Genomic DNA, 19,351 nt, shown 5'->3' with positions numbered 1-19,351 from the left:
AAAAAATAAGCTTTTAAATATTGTCAGAACCGCTTCACCTCCACTTCGCGGCTTTTGTCTGTCAGCTCAAATACCAGATCGGGATTGTTGTCTTTGCGGACCTGCAATGCCCGGGCCGGGGCGCCGGAGAAGGGGAGCCCTTCCGTTTCGGGGCGTATCACATAATGATTCAGCGGCAGGAAAAGGGAGAAGGCGCCATTTGCATCCGTGAGGGTGCTGAAGGTATGGTTCAGATCGTCCGTGGCCGTAATGCGGATGCCCTCCGGGTTGACGGCCGCATCTTCCAGGTATTGCTGCCTGCGGATCACAATATGCCCGTCGAGCCGTCCGCTTCTTACCAGGGGCACCGCTATCTTCCGGTTCCGGGAAAGCGCTACGGACAGCGGCTTCATGAGGTACCAGTCGCTTCCGTTCACCAGCCGGACACTCTGCAGGCCTTCACGCAGGTTAGCATAACTGATCTTGCCTTTTTTGTTGCTTATGGCCGTTGCGCCGGCCACCTCCGCGATGATGCCGGGTAACGTATTTTCACCGGGATCCTGGCGGCCGTTCACATTTTTATCCGCGAAGAAGGTAAGCTCCAGCTTTTTCAATCCCGGAGCATTGTCCTGCATAAACTGTTTCTCCACGCCGATACGCGTCTGAAGGTTGCTGCCGTAGCCTTGCAGGTTATAGAAGGTATGAAAGACCTGGCCTTTCAGCTGCCAGGTCCTGCCCAGCCGGAAGCCGGCGCTGCCGTTGAACGTATTGTTCCAGTCCGCGAGATAAGCGTTATAGTTCAGGTAGTCGCTGAAGCTGACATCCAGCTTGTTCTTAAGCGCCCTGAAACGGATATTGGGCCCGAAGGAATAAGCGCGGTAACTCCCGTCCCGGACATATACCTCTTCTGCCAGGTAATAAGGTGCGGTCTGGACCGTCGCGTTAAGACCCCAGATACGGCAGTAATAGTCCGCTTCCACTTTCAGCGAGGAGTAGCGGGAATGCTTTAGCAGGGGATTGTCGCTTTTGACGCTCCCATAGTCTGCCGATAACCTGAAATGATGAGGCTGCAGATCATACTGCAAGTCCGCGGCCATACGGAGGGCATCCGAGCGGAGGTGGGGCAGGCTGTCTGTTTCCGGGAAAAGCAGGGAAGGCTGCATGTCCTGTTCCAGCAGGTAGGGTTTTGCGGTTAAGGAAAGACGCGGGGATATCCGCTGGGACCATCCGGCTTCGTAAGCAGTGATGTTGTTGTAGTTTCCTGCGGAAAACCCGTTCAGCGTATCGGTGATATAGGCCGGCCGGTTGTGCAGGCGGTTATAACGGAGAAAAAATGAGCTGCCGGATGACAGGCGGTATCCCAGCTGATCGTCCAGCTGTACGGCGCCCCGGCGCAGACCGCTGTAATAGGGAGAGCTGAAGTAGTTGTTCAGCCGGATATCCCATCGCGGGCTGTTCGAAGCATAGGTAAAACCACCCCCGTAACCGGGGCGTGCTTTTGTGCCTTTGTTGCCGCCTTCACGGCTGTAGCCCGCCTCGAGCTGCAGGTGCTGTTTCCCTTTTAACCGGATATCGGCCTGTCCGTTGACGAGACTGGCGAGCTCGCCGGTTCCCGGTGAGGGGCCGCGGATAACCGATAGCCTTGCCTCCGTTTGAGAAGCCGGCCTGTACCGGTAGCTGGCCGCCCAGGTAGCCGGCCGGTCCGGCGGTTTGTAGAGCTGGGAAAAAAGCATATAGTCGTCCTCCAGGTAATAAAGATCAAAGCCGCTTTTCCCGGAAGGCATCAGGCTTGCCTTTATACCGCGGCCGTAGAGGGGATAATCCAGGTTGTCATAGATATTGCCGGCTTTGACGCCCCAGTGCTTTCCCGTAAAAGCGACCCAGGTATCGTATCCTTCCAGGGCATTCAGGCGGTCATAATAATCGAGGTTAAGATGATAGTCCAGGCTTTTGCTGTCCCGGAGTGAAACATGGCCATTGCCCTGCAGCTGATAGAAGGAGGGGCCGTTGCTCATCGCCACTCGGGTCAGTCCTATACTGTTCTGCAGGAGATTGCTGTAAAGATCGCCACCCGTCGCCAGTCGTTTCTCACTGCTGAGGCTGAGCGCCCGCAGCTGTGTGCCGGCAAGAATGTTCCCGTCTTTGCCGGCGGCGGTTACCTGTATGGAAAAGTCCGTGGTATAACCTCCGCGATGCAGCAGCCGTCCCCGAAAAAGGAGGACGCGCTGCTCACCCGGTTGCAGCTGCAGCTCCTGGGTGGCCGGCGTGATCTCGAGCCCTTCCGGTATGGCGATGGCGGAGATGCGGAAGGAGAGGGGAGCGTAACCGCTGTTGACACATTTTACGGATATCTTGGACAAGCCGGTAGCGGGATCCGTATAGGTCACCGGTTCTGCCGGGCTGAGCAGCAGTTTTTCAGAGGCATCCGGCTGTACATAAAAGGTGGCAGTGACCGGCGGCAGGGGGACGCCCCGGAGGCGGAGCTGCACGGTAAAGGCTTGTAGTCCGCCCTGGAGGATAGCGGCGCTGCCGAGATACTTGACCGGCAACAGGCGAACGGCGTGCGGCGGCAGCAGGACGGTATCCGGCAGGGCAATAAGCGCGTCGCGGGCGCTGCCGGTACTGGTCAGGGTCAGCGTGGTGTCTGTAGTATTGGTAAGCTGCAGCTTATTGGAGAAAGTTGACCCGTAGCGGATCCGCACCGTGTCCTGCAGGAAAATACAGCGCACAGCTGGGGTATGTTGGGCGCGGCATATGACGGGGGCGGCCATACAAAAGAACCACAGTAAAAGTGCGGGGGAACGGGACATAGCTAACCGGAGAGATCGTCTGTTTCCGGCGGTTTTATGGAAAAGGGCGCGAAGGTACGGGTTTGTTTTGCAGGATATTCAGAAGGGATCTTGTCTTTTTGTTCAGTTTTGATTTCTGAAAAGGAGATTTGAGATAAAAAGGAACAAAATGAATGAACAGAGATAATCCCTGCTTTATTCTTAAGCGTACCTTCGCCGACCTTTTTAAACAACAAACCAAAAATGAAAAAATGTTTTCTGTACACGATGGTATTGCCCGCCATCCTGCTGGGTCTGCATCAGACCGCTAAAGGGCAAAACACAACCGGTACTACCACGCTCAAGATCCGGTTGGTGGATGCGCTGAATATTACTGTGAATCAAAGCGAGGTTGAGCTGGCCTTTGAGACTGCCGGGGATTACCAGGCCGGCAAGCAGGTGCTTATGGCCAATCACCTGACGGTCAGCAGCAATCAGGCCTACAGCCTGAATGTAAAGGCGGCTGATGCGGATCTTCCCGGTACTGCCTCCGGAAACGCGGCTACCATAGCTGCCAATACGGTGAGTGTGACGCTGCAGTCGGGAGATCTCGGGAATGATCCGACCCCGGTAACGCTTTCTACTACCGATCAGCAGCTGGTTACCGAGGCTACGCCGGTAATGAATAAGAACATCGACGTGGAATATGCTATTCCCGGCACCGTTTCTTCAACAGACGCCATCCTCGGGAAGCCGGCGGACACCTATCACACGACGCTGACCTACACCATCAGCCAGGATTAAGCAGTAGAGATGATGCACCTGCTGAAAAGGATGTCCCCTGCTGTGCTTGCCTTTATCCTTTGTCTGGGCAGCATTTCCGCCGCAAGCGGACAAGGGCTTTCGGTAGCTCCTTCCCGCATATTTTTCAGCGGCGGCGCTCCGGGTCAAACCCTCACCACACAGCTGGCGCTTTCCAATACCGGGAAAGCGCCGGTTGCTTTCAGCGCTGCCATGGCGGACTGGAAACGAGACAGCACGGGTAACAAAATATATGCTCCCGTCGGCAGCCTGCCCGGGTCCAACGCTTCCTGGGTGGAGACAAGGCCGGCGCTTACCGAGCTGGCTCCCGGAGAGCGGAAGGAGGTAACGGTATTGCTGCATATTCCCGGCGGTCAGCCCGCGAAGGCGCTTTCCCATTCGATGCTTTTCCTGACGCAGGTGAATGCGCAAAACGCCTTTTCCGGCTCGGATAAGCAGGGCAACAAAGTCGGCATCGATATCCGGCTGCAGGTGGGCATACATATTTATTATACCCCGCCGGGTCTTGCTCCGGGAAATCTCGAGCTGGTGGCCTTTGAGGACCGGGGCATGATGGCCAGGGAAAAAGACACCATAAGGCGGCTTGTCCTGAAGGTCCGCAATACCGGCGCTGCGGTAATGGACGGGAATATCCGTTTTGAGCTGACCAGTAAGGAAAGCGGAGAAGAGCTGCCGGTTCCCCCGCGAGCCGTATCCCTTTTGCCCGGCGCTGAGCAGCTGGTATATATGGACCTTCCTGCCCATCTGCAGGGGCATTTTCTGGCGGTAGCCCTGGTAGACAGCGGCGCCAAAACCCATCTGAAAGTTGCGGAAAAAGAAGTGGTATACGGGCCTTAAAGTCGGCATGGGTTTGCTCTGGTTTTTTGTCGCAGAGACAGTATCAGGACAAGCCAGTCTGACACTGCCGCAGGCGAATATCGAAAACGGGCAGCAGTATAAAATCCAGCTGGCTACCACAACTTACAATCAGCTGCTAAGTGTTGCTCCTAAGATATACATGTCCGCTGAAAGTGTGCTGAACTCCGGCGTCAATACTATTCCGCCGGAACGGATTGGTGTGCAGTTGGTATCGGTCGGTGGGGTAACCCTTCTTACCTCCACGACGAAAGTCAACTTGAGTCTTATCTCCCAAACTGTCTATAACGGCTTGCTTGGACTTCTTCCAGGTTCAGTAATTATTGAATATACTATTCCTGTCAGCGGATACGCATGGGTAGCTGGCAAGTACACTACAAACCTCCTCTTTGATCTCGGGGGAATCAGCGTTGCTACAATAGCAAGTCCCAAGCTGCTTACCCTAACCATTCCCTCTTTTATTACCTTTCAGCCGGCCGGAAACATTTTGCTGCATGTGGACAATTTGAGTTATTTCCGCAGTCAGGGTATTTCCGCTCAGCAGAATCTTTCCCTTGCCACGACAGTAGCGCACGGCATTCGTCTGAAGACCGCTTCCGGTACTTTCGGCTATGTTCCCCATGCGGATTACAGCAATGCCCCCGACCCCCATACGCCGGTAGGGCAAGTGCAGGTTCAGCTCACCGGGACCTCGCCGGGGCCTCCCGTTGCGCCTTCCACCGATTTTCAGGTGCTGACCCCTTCCGGGGGACTTCCGGTTGTTGCCGGCAATCATAATACGGATATGCTGACTTATACCCTTAGTCCCTCAGCCCTGAAAGCAGGATTCGTCCAGGCCGGTGCCTATACGGCCAATCTGGCCTATGAAGCTTTCGATGCCGGCGCCGTTCCGCAGGCGGGTCCTGTGGGGCAGGCTTCCGTGCTTACCGTCCAGGTGGATGATATGTCCGAGCTCAAGGTCAATGATCCCGGGATCGAACTGGCTTTTGGCGGCACGGCCGACTATGCCCAGGGGGTATCGGCAGAGCTGCCGACCCATCTTACGCTCAGCAAGACCACGCCTTACGAAGTATATATAAAGGCCACCTCGGCTACGCTGAACGACGGGCAGCAGCATACCATCCCGGTAAGCGTGGTACAGGTGGGTCCGGCTGCGGGACAGGCCGGGGTAACTGCCATACAGCTTTCCGAAACGCCCCAAAAGATCATAGACGGGGCCGCCCCGGTGGTCGACCGTACGGTCGGTATCCGGTACAGCATCTCCCCCGAGGCGGCACAGGGTCTTCTCGGCAAGCCTGCGGGAAACTACACCACTACGGTGATCTACAGCTTTACTGCTCTATAGAAGATAAAGGAAGTTACGTCTACGTTATTTTTCTAAGCACCAGCTCCTTTACGGATGTCGAGACCTGGTAATATTCTTTTGCTTCCTCTAATTCGGGAGCAGCATAATGGTGAGGATAACGTGCCCTGACTGCGAAATATTCTAAATCCTTGAAATCTACATTCAGAAATTCGGGATCAATAAGCGCACAATTCTTGAGCAAGAGGTCAAGATTATGGGTTTTGCTGATCTCCTGATCGCTGAAAAATAGAAAGGCCTTTAAAAGCTTTTCTGCGCTTGCTGACAATGAAAACAGGCAATGTCGAGAATAATAGGATTTGAATCTATGATCAGGGCGGCTGCAGTAAGATCGTGTTCTGCCCGTTCAATCCATTGGGAAAGAACCTCTCTATCTACTGGGTTCATAATTCAACCGCATCCTTTAGGGCATAATAGGTAATATAACCCTTCGAATTTCTGTAACGGTCCACTTCATGCTTACTCTGTAGTATAACATCGAATGGGGCATGTAAGGACCAGACCAGCGCCTTCCGGATCTTGCTTTCCCAGTTCATTTTTTCTCTGGGCGCATAGGCTTCCTGGGTAACCACGAGCAGATCGTAATCACTATCCGCCTGCTGGGTCCCACTGGAGCGGGACCCAAAAAGGAAAACCCGGGCATCCGGAAGAAAGGAATGTACGGTGGATTTAATGCTGTAAAGTGTCTCCTGGGTGCTCATGTAGCAAATATACCATAAATAACTCATGCATTTAGGCTTTACAAATCTGTTTTTTCCGGAAAAAATCCCTATCTTTGCAGCCGCATCAAAAACATGCCTGGCTGAAATCAGGCAATAAAAGTCATTATATGAAACAGGGAATTCACCCGCAGAATTATCGTTTTGTCGTGTTTAAGGACATGTCCAACGGATACAGCTTTCTGAGCCGCTCTACCGCTCCCTCCAAGGAAACCATCGAATGGGAGGACGGCAAGGAATACCCGCTGATCAAGCTGGAAATCTCCAATACCTCGCATCCCTTTTATACCGGTAAGAACGTACTGGTGGATACCGCGGGCCGTATCGACAAATTCCGCAAGCGTTACGAAAAGAAAGGCAAATAAGCCGTTCGGGATAAAATCGCAAAAGTCCTCCGCAGATTCGGGGGACTTTTTTTATTTTTGACTGCAGATGCCGAATTATATCCTTTGCGATACCGCCGACCGTAAGTATCTTTTCCCTTTCACCCATACCCGCCCCATCGCCGATTGCCGGGTGGGTATCCTCACCATCCGGGAGAAATGGGCTTTTTGGCTGGGGCAGCCTTCCTCCACACTTACCGAATCTTATCTTGCCGCCGGATATCCCCTGGAGATGGGCGATGACAATATATGGATCAACGGCAGCCTGCTGCCCGACGGGGAGCTTGCCGGCCGTATAAAACAGCTCCGACCGGGAGAGCGGCTGGTGCAGGGAGAGCGCTGGCTGGCCGCACGGATGCCGGAGAAATGGTCGGAAGCCGGACTGCAGCGGCTGACAGCCGTGACCTATACAGGGGCGGTACTGCGGCTTACCCGCCCGGAACATATCTTTCAATGGAACGAGGCCGCCCTGCGCGCGGATTTCGACCTCCTCACCCGGGGACGGGTTTCCCGTCCCGCTGACGCCTCCTGCCAGCTGAATGGCGAAGCCGTGTTTATAGAAGAAGGAGCTGTCGTACGCAACTGTGTATTAAATGCCGAGGCCGGGCCCATCTATATCGGCAAAAATGTGCAGGTCATGGAAGGCAGCCTGATCCGCGGCCCCTTCGCGGCGGGGGAAAACGCCGTTGTCAAGATGGGGGCCCGCCTATACGGCGCCACCACGCTGGGGCCGTGCTGCGTGGCGGGTGGAGAGATCAAGAACAGCGTGTTTTTCGGGTATTCGAACAAGGCGCACGACGGTTATCTCGGCGATGCGGTGATCGGTGAATGGTGTAACCTGGGCGCGGGCACTACCTGTTCCAACCTCAAGAACAGCGCCGCTCCCGTGAATATATGGAGCGAGGCGGAAGAAGGTTTTTATGCGGCGGGCGAAAAGTGCGGAACGCTGATGGGCGACTATTCCCGCACGGGTATCGGCGCATTGCTGAACACGGGCACGGTGATCGGCGTCAGCTGTAACCTGTACGGAGGAGCGCTTTTCCCGCGCTATATCCCGGGCTTTCTCTGGGGCGGAGAGGAGCGCTGGGCGGAATATATCCCGGGGAAGGCGGTTGCCCATGCAGGCAACTGGATGCGGTTGAAAAACAAGGAAATAACGAAAGCAGAAAAGCAGATATTACAGAAAATTTTTGAAGGCACCGCCGCCGCCCGGCAGCAGTTCCTGAACACTTACCCAAAATAAAGCTATACATCATTATGAGAAAAAAGATGGTTGCCGGCAACTGGAAGATGAACCTGACCCTGCAGGAAGGGGAACAGCTGATCCAGGCTATCCTGGATGCCGGACTCCGGCTGAACGAGAAAAAATCTGTGGTCGTGGCCACTCCTTTTCCTTACCTGGTGAGCGCCAAAAGCCGGCTCAGGAATTATCCGCATTTTTATGTGGCGGCGCAGAACTGCCATTCGCAGGCCTCGGGCGCTTATACCGGAGAAGTATCGGCCGCCATGCTGCAGTCGGTAAAAACGGACTATGTGATCCTGGGCCATTCGGAACGGCGGGAGTATTTCCGTGAAACCAACCAGGAGCTGGCGCTGAAGCTGGACCAGGCCCTGCATCACGGACTGAAGGTCATTTTCTGTTGCGGCGAGCCGCTGGAGGTACGGAAGGCGGAAACGCAGAATGACTATGTGGCCCGGCAGCTGGAAGAATCGTTGTACCACCTTTCCGCGGAGCAGCTGGAAAATGTAGTGATCGCCTATGAGCCCATCTGGGCCATCGGCACCGGGCTGACAGCGTCTTCCGCGCAGGCACAGGAGATGCATGCGCATATCCGGGCGCTGCTGTCCAGCCGTTACGGTCAGGAAGCAGCGGACAGCACAAGCATCCTGTATGGCGGCAGCTGCAAGCCTTCCAATGCGGAAGAGCTCTTTGCCTGCCCCGATGTGGACGGGGGGCTGATCGGCGGGGCTTCGCTGAAAGCAGAAGATTTTACGGCGATCGTGAATAGTTTAAAGGTTTAAAGTCTAAAGTTCCATTCCAGTCAGATAAACCTTGAACGTTAGGCCTTAGACTATTGAACGTCAAACCAAAAACCTCAAACCGAAAACATCCGTGTCCCGTATACACAAGTCGATCATGGTAACCGGTAAAGTCCAGGGCGTATACTACCGCGCCGCTACCCGGGAGCAGGCCCTCGCGCTGGGGGTGACCGGCACGGTGGAGAATCGCGCGGACGGCACGGTGGTCCTTGAAGCCGAAGGGGAAGCAGCGGCGGTGGATGCCCTGATCCGCTGGTGCCGGCAAGGCCCGCCGGCGGCGGAGGTTACAGGCCTCACCGTTACGGAAGGGGCCGTACAGGGATATGCCGGTTTTGAGGTTATTCGTTCCAGATGAAGAAATCGCCCCCTTCGTTAGATGTTTTTTAATAAATAGGCTATTTTTCGAATTTATATCAAACTATTTTTACATTTTCGTGAATATCCCTACATTTGTGCCGTTATTTTCACAGGAGCGTGGCAGCCGGAGATGCATCCGCGCTGTATAACGCGGTAGTCACATAAAAAAACCTGATCAAGCATGGAATTAGCCCAACGATTGAGCCGTATTGCTGAATCGCAAACCATTCAGATGGCCAAGCTCAGCCGCGAACTGCGCGCACAGGGGCAGGACATCATTGACCTGAGCATCGGTGAGCCGGATTTTGATACCCCGCAGCACATCAAGGATGCCGCAAAAAAGGCTATCGACGAAGGATATACCCATTATACGCCGGTGCCGGGCTATCCCGAGCTGCGGAAAGCCATTTGTGAGAAGCTGAAGCGGGATAACGGTGTGGAATATACGCCCGATCGGATCGTGGTGTCTACCGGTGCCAAGCAGTCTATCGCCAACGTGGTGCTCAGCCTGGTGGATCCGGGGGATGAAGTGATCATTCCCACTCCCTACTGGGTGTCCTATTCCGAAATTGTACGGCTGGAAAAGGGAGAAGTGGTTTTTGTGAAAGGCACCTTTGAAAACGAATACAAGATCACACCGGAACAGCTGGAAGCGGCGATTACGCCCAAAAGCAAGCTGTTTATCTACTCTTCGCCCTGCAATCCTACCGGTTCCGTATATACGCAGGAGGAGCTCGATGGTCTTGCCGAGGTATTCAAAAAGCATCCCCAGGTATTCATCATTTCCGATGAGATCTATGAATATATCAATTACCAGGGTGCGCATGCCAGCCTGGCTAAATACGATTTTCTGAAAGACCGGCTCATCATTGTCAACGGTTTGAGCAAGGGCTATGCCATGACGGGCTGGAGACTGGGATATATCGCGGCGCCTGTGCCCATTGCCAAGGCCTGCGATAAGATACAGGGCCAGATCACCTCGGGCACCTGCTCCATTACCCAGCGTGCAGGCATTACCGCCCTCACTTCGGACATGAAGCCGACGCATGACATGGTGGCCGAGTTCCGCCGCCGCCGGGATTATATGGTCCGCACCCTGCGCACCATTCCCGGGCTGAAGGTTACCGAACCCCAGGGCGCGTTTTATGTATTCCCGGATGTAAGCGCCTATTACGGGAAGAAGGCCGGAGATACCGTGATAACAAATGCGGATGCGCTGTGCATGTACCTGATCCGGGAAGCTCATATCTCTACGGTTACCGGGGAAGCCTTTGGAGAGCCGGATTGCATCCGTCTTTCCTATGCCGCCTCTATGGATAAGCTGGAGGAAGCGCTGCGCCGTTTAAAAGATGCACTTGCGAAGCTGGGAGATTAGGCGTTTGGGGGCCGGGGGGGCTCCTTTCACCCTTTACCTTTCACCCTTATCCTTTTGTAGATCCGTATCGCCATCATCAGCAGGATCATGATCAGCAGCAGAATGGCGATCCCTTTCAGCATATCCAGACTGCTTTTTAAGACAGCCAGGAACACGATGGCGATCAGGAAGATCGTGGCTACCTCGTTCCATATCCGGAGCTGGGTGCTGCTATACCGGAAAATACCGTGCATCTGCTGCCGGTAGATGTGCTGCAGGGAAAAATGATAGAGGTATAGTCCCAGTACAAATGCCAGCTTTACCCATAACCATTCCTGCATATGTCCGTAGAGGTAGAGCATCCAGGGGCCGAATATCAGCGTCAGGATAGCGGAGGGCCAGGTGATGCCGAGCCATAACCGGCGGATCATGATGCTGTACTGCCGCTGCAGCACGGTCCGCTCTGCTTCGGGCCTTTCCTGCGCTTCCCGGTTGTAAATAAACAGCCGGACCATATAAAACATTCCCGAAAACCAGGTGACGATAAAAATGATATGAAGGGCTTTGACATAGAGGTACATAAGACAAAGCTAACATTTTAAAAAGAAACATCCTCAGGCCGGGCTGCCGGCCCCGGCGAGGAGCCACCGGTGCAGGGCCAGCACCTGGGGGATCAGGGCCTGCTGACCGTCGTTGGTGATTACCTGGTCGCACAGCCGCATTTTCAGGGTTTCATCCAGCTGCCGGCTCATCCGCTGGAGCACCTCTTCCCGGCTGATCCCGCTGCGCTGCATGGTGCGCCGGATACGCAGGGATACCGGAGCATATACGCCGATGATATGGTCCATCTGGTGAAAAGCGCTGGTTTCGAACATCAGGGCAGCTTCCTTGATCACATAGGGCGCGGTCTGCCGTTCCGCCCAGGCAGCGCTGTCCCGCAAGGTTACGGGATGCACCAGCGCATCGAGACGGGCCAGCTTTTCGGGGTCGGCGAATACGGTATGGCCGAGCCAGGAGCGATCCAGGCGCCCGGAGGCATCATAGGCCCTGCTCCCGAACGCCCTGGTTATCTCCGCCTTTAAAGCCTCGTCTTCGTTCATCAGTCTCCTGGCGGCTCCATCGGCATCGTATACGGGTACCCCCAATACAGCAAAAATCCGGCAAACAGTACTTTTGCCGGATCCGATACCGCCGGTGATACCCACTTTCATCCGTTGAGATTTATCTTTTGTTGGGTTCGCCGGGTTATTTCTTTACCTCGGCGCCGGTGGTACCCTGGGCTTTCTTTTGCTGGGCCGTGGTATATTCCATGCTGATGGCCGAGCGTTCGATGGTCATATAAGAGCCGGGGCTTACCTCCAGCTGGAGGGTGTCGTCTTCGTTTATCTTGCTGATCCTGCCATGGATGCCGGCGATGGTGACCACCCTTTCCCCTTTCTGGATACTGGCGTTAAATGCCTTTTGCTGTTTGGCCTTTTTTGCCTGCGGACGGATCATAAAAAGATACATTACCACCAGCATGCCGCCGATAAAGATCAGGGAGCTGGTCGGATTGGGCGAGCCGTTTTGACCCATCATCAGGAAAGTCATCGAAGTCAGATACATGATTGTTTGGATTGTTTATGAATAGAAGAGATCAGTGCATGATACGGAGCAGAAGCAACCGGAAGCGCTCTCCCGCAGGGCCGCCTCCGGAAGGGCAAAAGTAAGCAATTTGTTTTATTATTTACCGCTGCGCTCCGCCTTGCGGATTTTTTGCGCCGTTGCGGGGTCCTTCAGAATATTGTCGAGGATGCCGTTTACGAAATGCCCGCTCTGGGGGGTGCTGTACACCTTGGCGAGGTCGATGTACTCGTTGATCGTCACCTTGGTGGGGATGGTAGGGAAGTACAGGAATTCGCAGATGCCCATTTCCATCAGCAGCATGTCTACGGCGGCAATGCGCTCCGGATCCCAGTTCTGCAGCCTCGGGCGGATCAGGGAAAGGCAGTAATCCCGCTTGTCGAGCACCGTCTGCAGGAGGTTGCGGGCATATTCGAGCTTTTCTGCGCTGATAAGCTGCAGGAAATTGAACAGCCGGGGTTTATGAAAATAGTTGTTTACCAGTACCGACATCATTTCCCGGTCGTCGTCCCAGTGGAGGAAATGGTCTTCGAGATGCTGGCCGAAGGCCTCGCTTTTCATCAGCAGCTCATTGAACAGGTAGCTGATGATCTTCTTTTCCTCCGCCGGCGTCCGCTCCAGGGTGCCGGTATATTCCTTATAGCTTTCGCTGCGGGCCAGCTGCAGATAAAGCTTTTTTATCAGGCCTTTATCCGCCAGCTGCGCACAGTGCATTTCTTCCGCCTTGTGCTGGAAGCCCTGTTCGCTCAGCAGCTGCCAGAGATAGTCGTTGCCGGCAATCTTGGTATTTACATTCAGATCGTCCTGGGAGGGCAGGTGCTTGGATGACCTGATCTGGGCGTCTGTTTCGGCATAGAGGGCTACCTGGGCGATGTTATACAGCAGGTAAATAAAAAGCTGGCTGGTCTGGTCGAGATGATGCTGCAGGATGCGGGCGGGATCAGCATGGCGCCGGGGGCCGGCGGCAGGGGTTTCAGAGGGCTGTTCCACAGATTCCAGGGCATACAGGGTCTGCATAACCTTTATACGGATATTTCTTCTGCTGATCATACGAAGGCAAGAGCTTTTAGCGGCGCAAAGATAAGAAAATGTAAGCATGAACCAATATCCGCTTTTGTCTTCCGGTTCCGCCGGTTTACCACCCGGCTGGGGAGGCAGGGCCGGCCGGCAGCGGTTTCCCGTCTTTTTCTCAACTGAAAAAATGGCATATAAAAAAATAGAGTACCTTCGCAAACCTGTCAAGAAACTGAAAAATTGGCTTTTCCTGCCGCTTGGCATAATTCTCGATGCGGGAAAAAATATTTCATTTCATTATTAAATCAGCCTTAAAAATTGCACAACTATGGCCAAAAGTGTAAGCATCAAACCTCTGGCGGACCGGGTGATCGTACAGCCTGCCGCTGCTGAAGAAAAGACCAAGGGCGGAATCATCATTCCGGATACTGCCCAGGAAAAACCCCAGAAAGGCACCGTTGTGGCGGCCGGACCGGGCAAAAAAGACGAGCCTGTAACCGTGAAGGTGGGCGATACCGTGCTGTACGGCAAGTATTCCGGCACCGAAATCAGCCTCGAAGGGGAAGACTATCTTATTATGCGGGAATCTGATATCCTGGCAATCATCTAACTGGCGGTGTGCCTTACAGAAAGGAATGTCGCTTTTTATTTTTTAAAATCAAAAATCCTCAAACCGATTTATCATGTCAAAACAATTGTTTTTTAATCTGGACGCCCGCAATAAAATGAAGAAAGGGGTGGACACGCTGGCGAATGCCGTAAAGGTGACCCTGGGCCCGAAAGGCCGGAACGTGGTCATTGAAAAGAAATACGGCGCTCCCTCCATTACCAAGGACGGTGTAACTGTTGCCAAAGAAGTTGAGCTGGAAGATCCCATTGAGAACATGGGTGCCCAGATGGTGAAGGAAGTGGCCTCCAAAACGGCCGATATCGCCGGGGACGGTACCACCACCGCCACTGTGCTGGCTCAGTCCATTATCAGCGAAGGCCTGCGTAACGTAGCCGCCGGCGCCAACCCGATGGATCTGAAACGGGGCATCGACAAGGCTGTGAAAGCCGTAGTGGACAGCCTGAAAAAGCAATCTGAAAAGATCGGTTCCGACAGCAACAAGATCGAGCAGGTAGCCGCCATCTCCGCCAACAACGACAGCGAGATCGGAAAGCTGATCGCCGAAGCCATGGGCAAGGTGACCAAAGACGGCGTGATCACCGTGGAAGAAGCAAAAGGCACCGATACCTATGTGGACGTGGTGGAAGGGATGCAGTTCGACCGCGGTTATCTCTCTCCCTACTTCGTAACCAACAGCGAAAAGATGCAGGCCGAAATGGAGAATCCCTACATCCTGATCTATGACAAGAAGATCAGCGCCATGAAGGATATCCTCCAGATCCTGGAAAAAGTGGCCCAGCAGGGTGCTCAGCTGCTGATCATCGCCGAAGACCTGGAAGGCGAAGCGCTGGCTACCCTGGTAGTCAATAAGCTGCGCGGTGCGCTGAAGGTGGCTGCGGTTAAAGCTCCCGGCTTTGGCGACCGCCGCAAGGAAATGCTGCAGGATATCGCTACCCTTACCGGCGGTATCGTGATCAGCGAGGATCAGGGTTACAAGCTGGAGAACGCCGACCTGACGTATCTCGGCCGCGCCGAATCCGTAACCATCGACAAGGATAATACCACCGTTGTGGACGGCAAGGGCAAGAAAGAAGATATCCAGGCCCGGATCAACCAGATCAAATCCCAGATCGAGGTGACCACCTCCGATTATGATAAGGAAAAGCTCCAGGAACGTCTGGCCAAGCTGAGCGGCGGCGTAGCCGTACTGTATGTCGGCGCTACCACCGAAGTGGAGATGAAGGAAAAGAAAGACCGCGTGGACGATGCGCTGCATGCTACCCGTGCGGCTGTGGAAGAAGGTATCGTGGCCGGCGGCGGAACCGCCTTTATCCGCGCCATCGAAGTGCTGGACAAGCTGGAGAACAACCATGAAGACGAGAGCACCGGTATCAATATCGTAAAGCGCGCCATCGAGGAGCCCCTCCGCCAGATTGCCGCTAACGCCGGCATCGAAGGCTCTATCGTGGTACAGAAAGTAAAAGAAGGGAAAGGCGATTTTGGCTTCAACGCCCGCAGCGAAGTATATGAGAAATTATTCTCCGCCGGCGTGATCGACCCGACCAAGGTAACCCGCATTGCCCTGGAAAATGCAGCTTCTATCGCCGGTATGCTGCTGACCACCGAGTGCGTGGTAGCCGACAAACCCGAACCCAAGCCCGCCGCTCCCGCAGCTCCGGGTGGAGATATGGGTATGGGCGGTATGGGTTATTAATCCCCGCACCCCACGAAAAGAAAAAGCCCCTCCTGCTTCAAGCGGAGGGGCTTTTGTTATGTGCTTAAGTTGTTTTCTTTCAAGGCGTCTGAGCGGCTTGTTTATCTTTCAGCTTGCGCTCGGCCCGATACGAGCCAGGGTTCACTTCGATAATTTTTCGGCCTGGACAATTGCGAGCGCCTTTCCGCTCGATCCATTGAAGGTCAGCAGAAGTTGCTTACCGTCCTCCGTCAGCTTACGGCATTGTTCAAATAGGGTCTGAGGCTGTTTTTTTCCGTTGATATAAAGCGCCCTGTCATTCATCATTACGGTGTAATGAATATTATCCTTTAGGAGTCCGTGCCGCTTCAGGACCTCCGTCACGGGTGACCGGAAATCGCCTGCCTGTGCATCCCCGAATATTCTTCCGCTGACCTTCGTGGCCACTATTATGCTGCCGGGATTGCGGGGCGCAGCCGGAACCGGTCCGGACAGGCTGTCCGGGGGAGCGGGCGGCAGGGGCGATGCGTTGGGCGCGACCGGTTTGTCCTGGCGGTTCCATTTTGCCCGTTTTATGGCCGTGTCTGCCTGGCGTAGCGAAGATTCCATCTGCCGCCGCAGGCTGTCCCAGTTGGTCCGCTGCAGATTGGCCTGCGCGTGCCGTAATGCTTCCATGCTGCTTTGTCTTATGCTATCCCAATTCGTTTGCCGGAGCTGACGCCGGGCTTCTTCCATGGCTTTGCCGGTTTGCTGCCTTATACTGTCCCAATTCATCCGCTGCAGCTCGCCCTGCATCTTGCTGAGGGCTTCCATGCTGCTTTGTCTTATTTTTTCCCAGTCGGTTTCCCGGAACCGGCGCTGAGCCTCGGCCATAGCCTTGCTGGTCTGCCGTTGCAGGCTGTCCCAGTTGATGTGCTGCATTTCGGCCTGTGCCCGTCGTACGGCTTCCATGCTGCTTTGCCTTATACTGTCCCAGTTTGTCTGCCGGAGCTGACGCCGGGCCTCGGCCAACGCCTGGCGGCCTGCCTGCAGCTGAGACTTCTCCAGTTGCCGTAACATTGAATCTACCTGCTGCTGTGCGTCGGCCTTGCGCTGGTGGTAATGTTCCAGTTCTTCATTCCAGCGCTCGCGGCTTTCGTTGAGGCGTTGCCTTGCCTCGTCCTCATTTTTCAAATCGTCCGTCCCGTTCCGGGGAGCCGTGGTATCTGCCCGGGGGGCCGGAGCAGCGCCGGGCGCCGGGGCCGGCAGGGGGATAAATACGGGAACAGCGGCCTGCAGGGTAACATCGGCAGAAAGCGGCGTAGCGTGGGTGCTGCCGGAGCTCCGGTGCCGGATGGCGTTGTGACCTTCTTCGGGGGTAAGCCAGGCTACGGAGGCAATTCCTCCGGCCAGCACCAGCAGCGCCAGGAGCTTTTGGGTGATGCTGGTCTTTTGTACTCGTTTTTCCATGATATGTCGTATTCTGCAGAAAAGTTGGTGGCGGCGGCCGGTGACCGCCATGGCGATCTGGTGCTGCTGCCGTCGATATTCCTCTACGGCTACCAGGGTATGGGCATAGGTCAGGGGCGCGGTGCTGCGGGTAACGATCTCATCGCAGGCGTTCTCCCGTTCCAGCCGGATATGCCGGCTGATCAGCCATATAAAGGGGTTGAAAAAGAGCAGGGTCTCTGTCATCTGCTGGAGCAGGTTCAGCAGGTAATCATGCCGCCGGATATGGGCCAGCTCGTGCAGCAGGATAGCTTCGATCTGTTCGGGGCTGAGCTGGCTGGCGAGGCTGAGGGGCAGGTATATGACCGGTTTCAGGTGACCCGTCATCAGGGGCACGTCGATATGTGCGGACAGGAAAAGTTGCACCCGTTTTGTGATATGCAGCTGCGCGGCCAGCTTTTCCAGATAGTGTTCCCAGGCCGGATCAAAGGGAATGGCCCGCCGGGTGCGGATACGGCGAAGCTGCCAGCCTTCCCGTCCCAGCCGGAGAGTGCGGAACAGCAATCCGAGTACATAGCATCCCACCAGGTAGGGGAGCCAGGTGTTGATTTCCGCCCATAACGGAACCGGTGCAGGCGGAGGTGCGACGGGAAGAACCGCCGGGTATGCCTGTAGCGCGGCGGCCGGGAGCAGCGGAAGCCGTTCCCCGGCAGGAAGCGGATGCCAGAGCCGGAAAAAGGTAAAGAGGAACCAGGCGCCTGCGGCTGCCAGTGCGGACAGCGAAAGCAGATAACGCACGGCGGCAGCGGCGCGGCGGCAAAGACGCATCAGCAGCCAGAGACAGGCGCTGATCAGCATAGCCTGCCACACCGAGTGGAGCAGCGTCCACCCCAGGGCCTGTACGAAAGAATCAGAAGAGGACCACATGGGTTATTTTTTTGATCGTTCCAGTTGTTGCAGGTAATCTTTGATTTTTTCCAGTTCTCCGGCGCTGGCCCTGTGGTGTCCCAGGGTCTGCATCACCAGGCTGGCCGCCGAGCCGCTGAACAGGGTATGGATCATGCGGTCCAGCAGCTGGTGCTGGGTGTCTTCCCGGGAGACGGAGGCTTCATAGATATGAGTGCGCGCTGAGGTATCCCTGCGGAGGGTACCCTTATCATGCATGATCTGCATCAGTTTCAGCGTAGTGGTGTACCCGGTTTCCTTCTGCCGGGCCAGGACCTCATGCACCTCCCTTACGGTGGAAGGGCCTCTTTCCCACAAAACCTGGAGAATCTCCAGTTCGCTTTCGGTGGGGCGTGGGTGTTTGTCTGCTGCCATAACGTATGTTTAAAGAGATCGTCCGGTGCGGCGATTACGATGATTACGAAACTTATCGTATTCAAAAGTACGAATTTGTTCGTAATAACAAAAAAATTTTATTCGGCTATATATTTCGAGAATGATTTCGGGAATAATGAGAAATAGATCTTTCCAGACGGCGGCTGGCGAGGTGCGGTCAAAAACATTAGCTTTGTAAGCATGACGGGCCGTTTTGATGCTTGCCATCCTTAAACAAAGGAAAAATGAAATCAATGCTTTCTTCCGCCGACAGGGCCGCGGAGATTTCAGGTTGGGTCATCCTGGCTGGGCTGTGGATCCTGACACTTTGGTCCTATCCGGGTCTGCCCGATATTATTCCTGTTCATTATAGCGGGACCGGGCAGGTCGACGGTTACGGAAGTAAATCGGCTCTTCTTATACTGGCCGCTATAGGAACTTTTCTTTTTATCGGTATGACCATACTGACCAGGTATCCTTTTATCTTTAATCATCCGACCGGTATAACGGAGACGAATAAAGTCGGACAACGTACCGGTGCAATAAAGCTGATCAGGTATTTGAAATTGCTCGTGGTGCTTGTTTTTACGATCATCGTATACAGCACCCTCCAGATAGTATCGGGGAAAAGCGGAGGGCTCCGCATCTGGTTTTTGCCGCTGATCGAGGGACTGATCTTCGTACCGGTGGTTTATTTTGTAATCAGATCGCTCCGGACAAGGCCGCGAAGCCGGCAGTCCCGATAAGCGATATTCGTCAACCTCAAAATCATCCGATCATGGAAAAGCCGAAGCAGGCAAGACCGGCAAAAACCTGTTATTCCCATCTTGGCGGCAAGCTGGGAACCTTGCTCATGGAGACATTTGCCGAAAAGGGCTGGATTGCAAAAACCGGTGGAGCCGACAAACATTTTTACATTACCGGCAAAGGGGAGAAGGGGTTCGCCGCCCTGGGGCTGGACCTTTCCCAACTGAAGCCGGAAGCCCTTTGAGCGCATCCGGAAGCCGCTCGTGAGCGCACCGG

At 54.8% G+C, this 19,351-nt stretch carries 21 protein-coding genes and 1 pseudogene; 13 read left to right on the top strand and 9 right to left on the bottom strand.

The annotated features are described in order from the left end of the window. Window positions 1-23: 23 nt before the first annotated feature. Window positions 24-2,708: a hypothetical protein gene (locus tag ABD851_RS08240; protein ID WP_344978105.1), complete on the bottom strand. Its 2,685-nt coding sequence runs from the start codon at window positions 2,706-2,708 to the stop codon at window positions 24-26. Window positions 2,709-3,011: 303 nt separating this feature from the next. On the opposite strand from ABD851_RS08240, the gene ABD851_RS08235 reads away from it, so the two are divergent. From ABD851_RS08235 to ABD851_RS08225, 3 genes are all read left to right on the top strand, one after another. Beyond that, window positions 3,012-3,551 (top strand): hypothetical protein, encoded by a 540-nt coding sequence (locus ABD851_RS08235; protein ID WP_344978103.1) that lies wholly within the window; start codon window positions 3,012-3,014, stop codon window positions 3,549-3,551. Window positions 3,552-3,560: 9 nt separating this feature from the next. Then, entirely contained in the window at window positions 3,561-4,406 is an 846-nt protein-coding gene (locus ABD851_RS08230) for a fimbrial biogenesis chaperone (protein WP_344978096.1), read from the top strand. 514 nt (window positions 4,407-4,920) lie between these two features. Next, a complete protein-coding gene (locus ABD851_RS08225; RefSeq protein WP_344978094.1) occupies window positions 4,921-5,769 on the top strand; it encodes a hypothetical protein in 849 nt (282 codons plus the stop codon). 19 nt (window positions 5,770-5,788) lie between these two features. Here the strand turns inward: ABD851_RS08225 and ABD851_RS18015 are convergent. Then, window positions 5,789-6,174: pseudogene (locus ABD851_RS18015) on the bottom strand (HEPN domain-containing protein). Further along, on the bottom strand, window positions 6,171-6,515 hold the full coding sequence (locus ABD851_RS08220) for a nucleotidyltransferase domain-containing protein (RefSeq protein WP_344978092.1): 345 nt from the start codon (window positions 6,513-6,515) through the stop codon (window positions 6,171-6,173). Before ABD851_RS08220 ends, ABD851_RS18015 begins: the two are co-directional and overlap by 4 nt. Before the next feature lie 101 nt (window positions 6,516-6,616). On the opposite strand from ABD851_RS08220, the gene ABD851_RS08215 reads away from it, so the two are divergent. The 5 genes from ABD851_RS08215 (at window position 6,617) to ABD851_RS08195 (ending at window position 10,661) form a co-directional block, all read left to right on the top strand. Next, entirely contained in the window at window positions 6,617-6,871 is a 255-nt protein-coding gene (locus tag ABD851_RS08215; protein WP_344978090.1) for a type B 50S ribosomal protein L31, read from the top strand. 67 nt (window positions 6,872-6,938) lie between these two features. Next, window positions 6,939-8,132: a putative sugar nucleotidyl transferase gene (locus tag ABD851_RS08210; protein WP_344978088.1), complete on the top strand. Its 1,194-nt coding sequence runs from the start codon at window positions 6,939-6,941 to the stop codon at window positions 8,130-8,132. A 14-nt stretch (window positions 8,133-8,146) separates the two neighbouring features. Beyond that, on the top strand, window positions 8,147-8,911 hold the full coding sequence (tpiA, locus tag ABD851_RS08205; protein ID WP_344978086.1) for a triose-phosphate isomerase: 765 nt from the start codon (window positions 8,147-8,149) through the stop codon (window positions 8,909-8,911). Window positions 8,912-9,002: 91 nt separating this feature from the next. Next, entirely contained in the window at window positions 9,003-9,284 is a 282-nt protein-coding gene (locus ABD851_RS08200) for an acylphosphatase (RefSeq protein ID WP_344978084.1), read from the top strand. 183 nt (window positions 9,285-9,467) lie between these two features. After that, window positions 9,468-10,661, top strand: a complete 1,194-nt coding sequence (locus ABD851_RS08195; protein WP_344978082.1) for a pyridoxal phosphate-dependent aminotransferase — start codon at window positions 9,468-9,470, stop codon at window positions 10,659-10,661. Window positions 10,662-10,687: 26 nt separating this feature from the next. Here the strand turns inward: ABD851_RS08195 and ABD851_RS08190 are convergent, their stop codons facing one another. The 4 genes from ABD851_RS08190 to nusB form a co-directional block, all read right to left on the bottom strand. After that, window positions 10,688-11,221, bottom strand: a complete 534-nt coding sequence (locus tag ABD851_RS08190) for a CopD family protein (protein WP_344978080.1) — start codon at window positions 11,219-11,221, stop codon at window positions 10,688-10,690. A gap of 33 nt (window positions 11,222-11,254) precedes the next feature. After that, window positions 11,255-11,851: a dephospho-CoA kinase gene (coaE, locus tag ABD851_RS08185; RefSeq protein ID WP_344978078.1), complete on the bottom strand. Its 597-nt coding sequence runs from the start codon at window positions 11,849-11,851 to the stop codon at window positions 11,255-11,257. 34 nt (window positions 11,852-11,885) lie between these two features. Next, window positions 11,886-12,245 carry a preprotein translocase subunit YajC gene (yajC, locus tag ABD851_RS08180; RefSeq protein ID WP_344978076.1) on the bottom strand — a complete coding sequence of 120 codons (360 nt, stop codon included), beginning with the start codon at window positions 12,243-12,245 and terminating at the stop codon, window positions 11,886-11,888. A gap of 117 nt (window positions 12,246-12,362) precedes the next feature. Then, window positions 12,363-13,313: a transcription antitermination factor NusB gene (gene nusB, locus ABD851_RS08175; RefSeq protein WP_344978074.1), complete on the bottom strand. Its 951-nt coding sequence runs from the start codon at window positions 13,311-13,313 to the stop codon at window positions 12,363-12,365. 46 nt (window positions 13,314-13,359) lie between these two features. Between nusB and ABD851_RS08170 the strand changes: the two genes are divergently transcribed. From ABD851_RS08170 to groL, 3 genes are all read left to right on the top strand, one after another. Continuing rightward, the gene (locus ABD851_RS08170; RefSeq protein WP_344978071.1) at window positions 13,360-13,581 is read left to right on the top strand and encodes a hypothetical protein; all 222 of its coding nucleotides are present in this window, start codon (window positions 13,360-13,362) and stop codon (window positions 13,579-13,581) included. A 24-nt stretch (window positions 13,582-13,605) separates the two neighbouring features. Then, window positions 13,606-13,887 carry a co-chaperone GroES gene (locus ABD851_RS08165; protein WP_344978069.1) on the top strand — a complete coding sequence of 94 codons (282 nt, stop codon included), beginning with the start codon at window positions 13,606-13,608 and terminating at the stop codon, window positions 13,885-13,887. Window positions 13,888-13,960: 73 nt separating this feature from the next. Beyond that, window positions 13,961-15,601, top strand: coding sequence for a chaperonin GroEL (gene groL / locus ABD851_RS08160; RefSeq protein WP_344978067.1), 1,641 nt, complete (start codon window positions 13,961-13,963; stop codon window positions 15,599-15,601). A 141-nt stretch (window positions 15,602-15,742) separates the two neighbouring features. Here groL and ABD851_RS08155 read toward each other — a convergent pair whose 3' ends face one another. Beyond that, the gene (locus ABD851_RS08155; RefSeq protein ID WP_344978065.1) at window positions 15,743-17,935 is read right to left on the bottom strand and encodes a M56 family metallopeptidase; all 2,193 of its coding nucleotides are present in this window, start codon (window positions 17,933-17,935) and stop codon (window positions 15,743-15,745) included. A 3-nt stretch (window positions 17,936-17,938) separates the two neighbouring features. Further along, window positions 17,939-18,328 (bottom strand): BlaI/MecI/CopY family transcriptional regulator, encoded by a 390-nt coding sequence (locus ABD851_RS08150; protein ID WP_344978063.1) that lies wholly within the window; start codon window positions 18,326-18,328, stop codon window positions 17,939-17,941. Between the two features lie 245 nt (window positions 18,329-18,573). Between ABD851_RS08150 and ABD851_RS08145 the strand changes: the two genes are divergently transcribed. Next, window positions 18,574-19,074 (top strand): DUF1648 domain-containing protein, encoded by a 501-nt coding sequence (locus tag ABD851_RS08145; protein WP_344978061.1) that lies wholly within the window; start codon window positions 18,574-18,576, stop codon window positions 19,072-19,074. Between the two features lie 32 nt (window positions 19,075-19,106). Next, window positions 19,107-19,319 carry a hypothetical protein gene (locus ABD851_RS08140; protein WP_344978059.1) on the top strand — a complete coding sequence of 71 codons (213 nt, stop codon included), beginning with the start codon at window positions 19,107-19,109 and terminating at the stop codon, window positions 19,317-19,319. Window positions 19,320-19,351: the final 32 nt, after the last annotated feature.

The organism is Compostibacter hankyongensis, assembly GCF_039541075.1.
Lineage (GTDB): Bacteria > Bacteroidota > Bacteroidia > Chitinophagales > Chitinophagaceae > Compostibacter > Compostibacter hankyongensis.
The sequence above is the reverse complement of the archived record's forward strand: the minus strand, read 5'-3'. Positions and strand labels throughout refer to the sequence as shown.

Excerpts from the sequence above, each read along its gene's own strand:
- ABD851_RS08220 (WP_344978092.1), bottom strand. The coding sequence starts at position 6,515 with ATGAGTTATTTATGGTATATTTGCTACATGAGCACCCAGGAGACACTT.
- ABD851_RS08215 (WP_344978090.1), top strand. The coding sequence starts at position 6,617 with ATGAAACAGGGAATTCACCCGCAGAATTATCGTTTTGTCGTGTTTAAG.
- nusB (WP_344978074.1), bottom strand. The coding sequence starts at position 13,313 with ATGATCAGCAGAAGAAATATCCGTATAAAGGTTATGCAGACCCTGTAT.
- ABD851_RS08150 (WP_344978063.1), bottom strand. The coding sequence starts at position 18,328 with ATGGCAGCAGACAAACACCCACGCCCCACCGAAAGCGAACTGGAGATT.
- groL (WP_344978067.1), top strand. The coding sequence starts at position 13,961 with ATGTCAAAACAATTGTTTTTTAATCTGGACGCCCGCAATAAAATGAAG.
- ABD851_RS08165 (WP_344978069.1), top strand. The coding sequence starts at position 13,606 with ATGGCCAAAAGTGTAAGCATCAAACCTCTGGCGGACCGGGTGATCGTA.
- coaE (WP_344978078.1), bottom strand. The coding sequence starts at position 11,851 with ATGAAAGTGGGTATCACCGGCGGTATCGGATCCGGCAAAAGTACTGTT.
- ABD851_RS08170 (WP_344978071.1), top strand. The coding sequence starts at position 13,360 with ATGAACCAATATCCGCTTTTGTCTTCCGGTTCCGCCGGTTTACCACCC.
- yajC (WP_344978076.1), bottom strand. The coding sequence starts at position 12,245 with ATGTATCTGACTTCGATGACTTTCCTGATGATGGGTCAAAACGGCTCG.
- ABD851_RS08145 (WP_344978061.1), top strand. The coding sequence starts at position 18,574 with ATGAAATCAATGCTTTCTTCCGCCGACAGGGCCGCGGAGATTTCAGGT.
- tpiA (WP_344978086.1), top strand. The coding sequence starts at position 8,147 with ATGAGAAAAAAGATGGTTGCCGGCAACTGGAAGATGAACCTGACCCTG.
- ABD851_RS08210 (WP_344978088.1), top strand. The coding sequence starts at position 6,939 with ATGCCGAATTATATCCTTTGCGATACCGCCGACCGTAAGTATCTTTTC.
- ABD851_RS08155 (WP_344978065.1), bottom strand. The coding sequence starts at position 17,935 with ATGTGGTCCTCTTCTGATTCTTTCGTACAGGCCCTGGGGTGGACGCTG.
- ABD851_RS08190 (WP_344978080.1), bottom strand. The coding sequence starts at position 11,221 with ATGTACCTCTATGTCAAAGCCCTTCATATCATTTTTATCGTCACCTGG.
- ABD851_RS08235 (WP_344978103.1), top strand. The coding sequence starts at position 3,012 with ATGAAAAAATGTTTTCTGTACACGATGGTATTGCCCGCCATCCTGCTG.
- ABD851_RS08195 (WP_344978082.1), top strand. The coding sequence starts at position 9,468 with ATGGAATTAGCCCAACGATTGAGCCGTATTGCTGAATCGCAAACCATT.
- ABD851_RS08140 (WP_344978059.1), top strand. The coding sequence starts at position 19,107 with ATGGAAAAGCCGAAGCAGGCAAGACCGGCAAAAACCTGTTATTCCCAT.
- ABD851_RS08230 (WP_344978096.1), top strand. The coding sequence starts at position 3,561 with ATGATGCACCTGCTGAAAAGGATGTCCCCTGCTGTGCTTGCCTTTATC.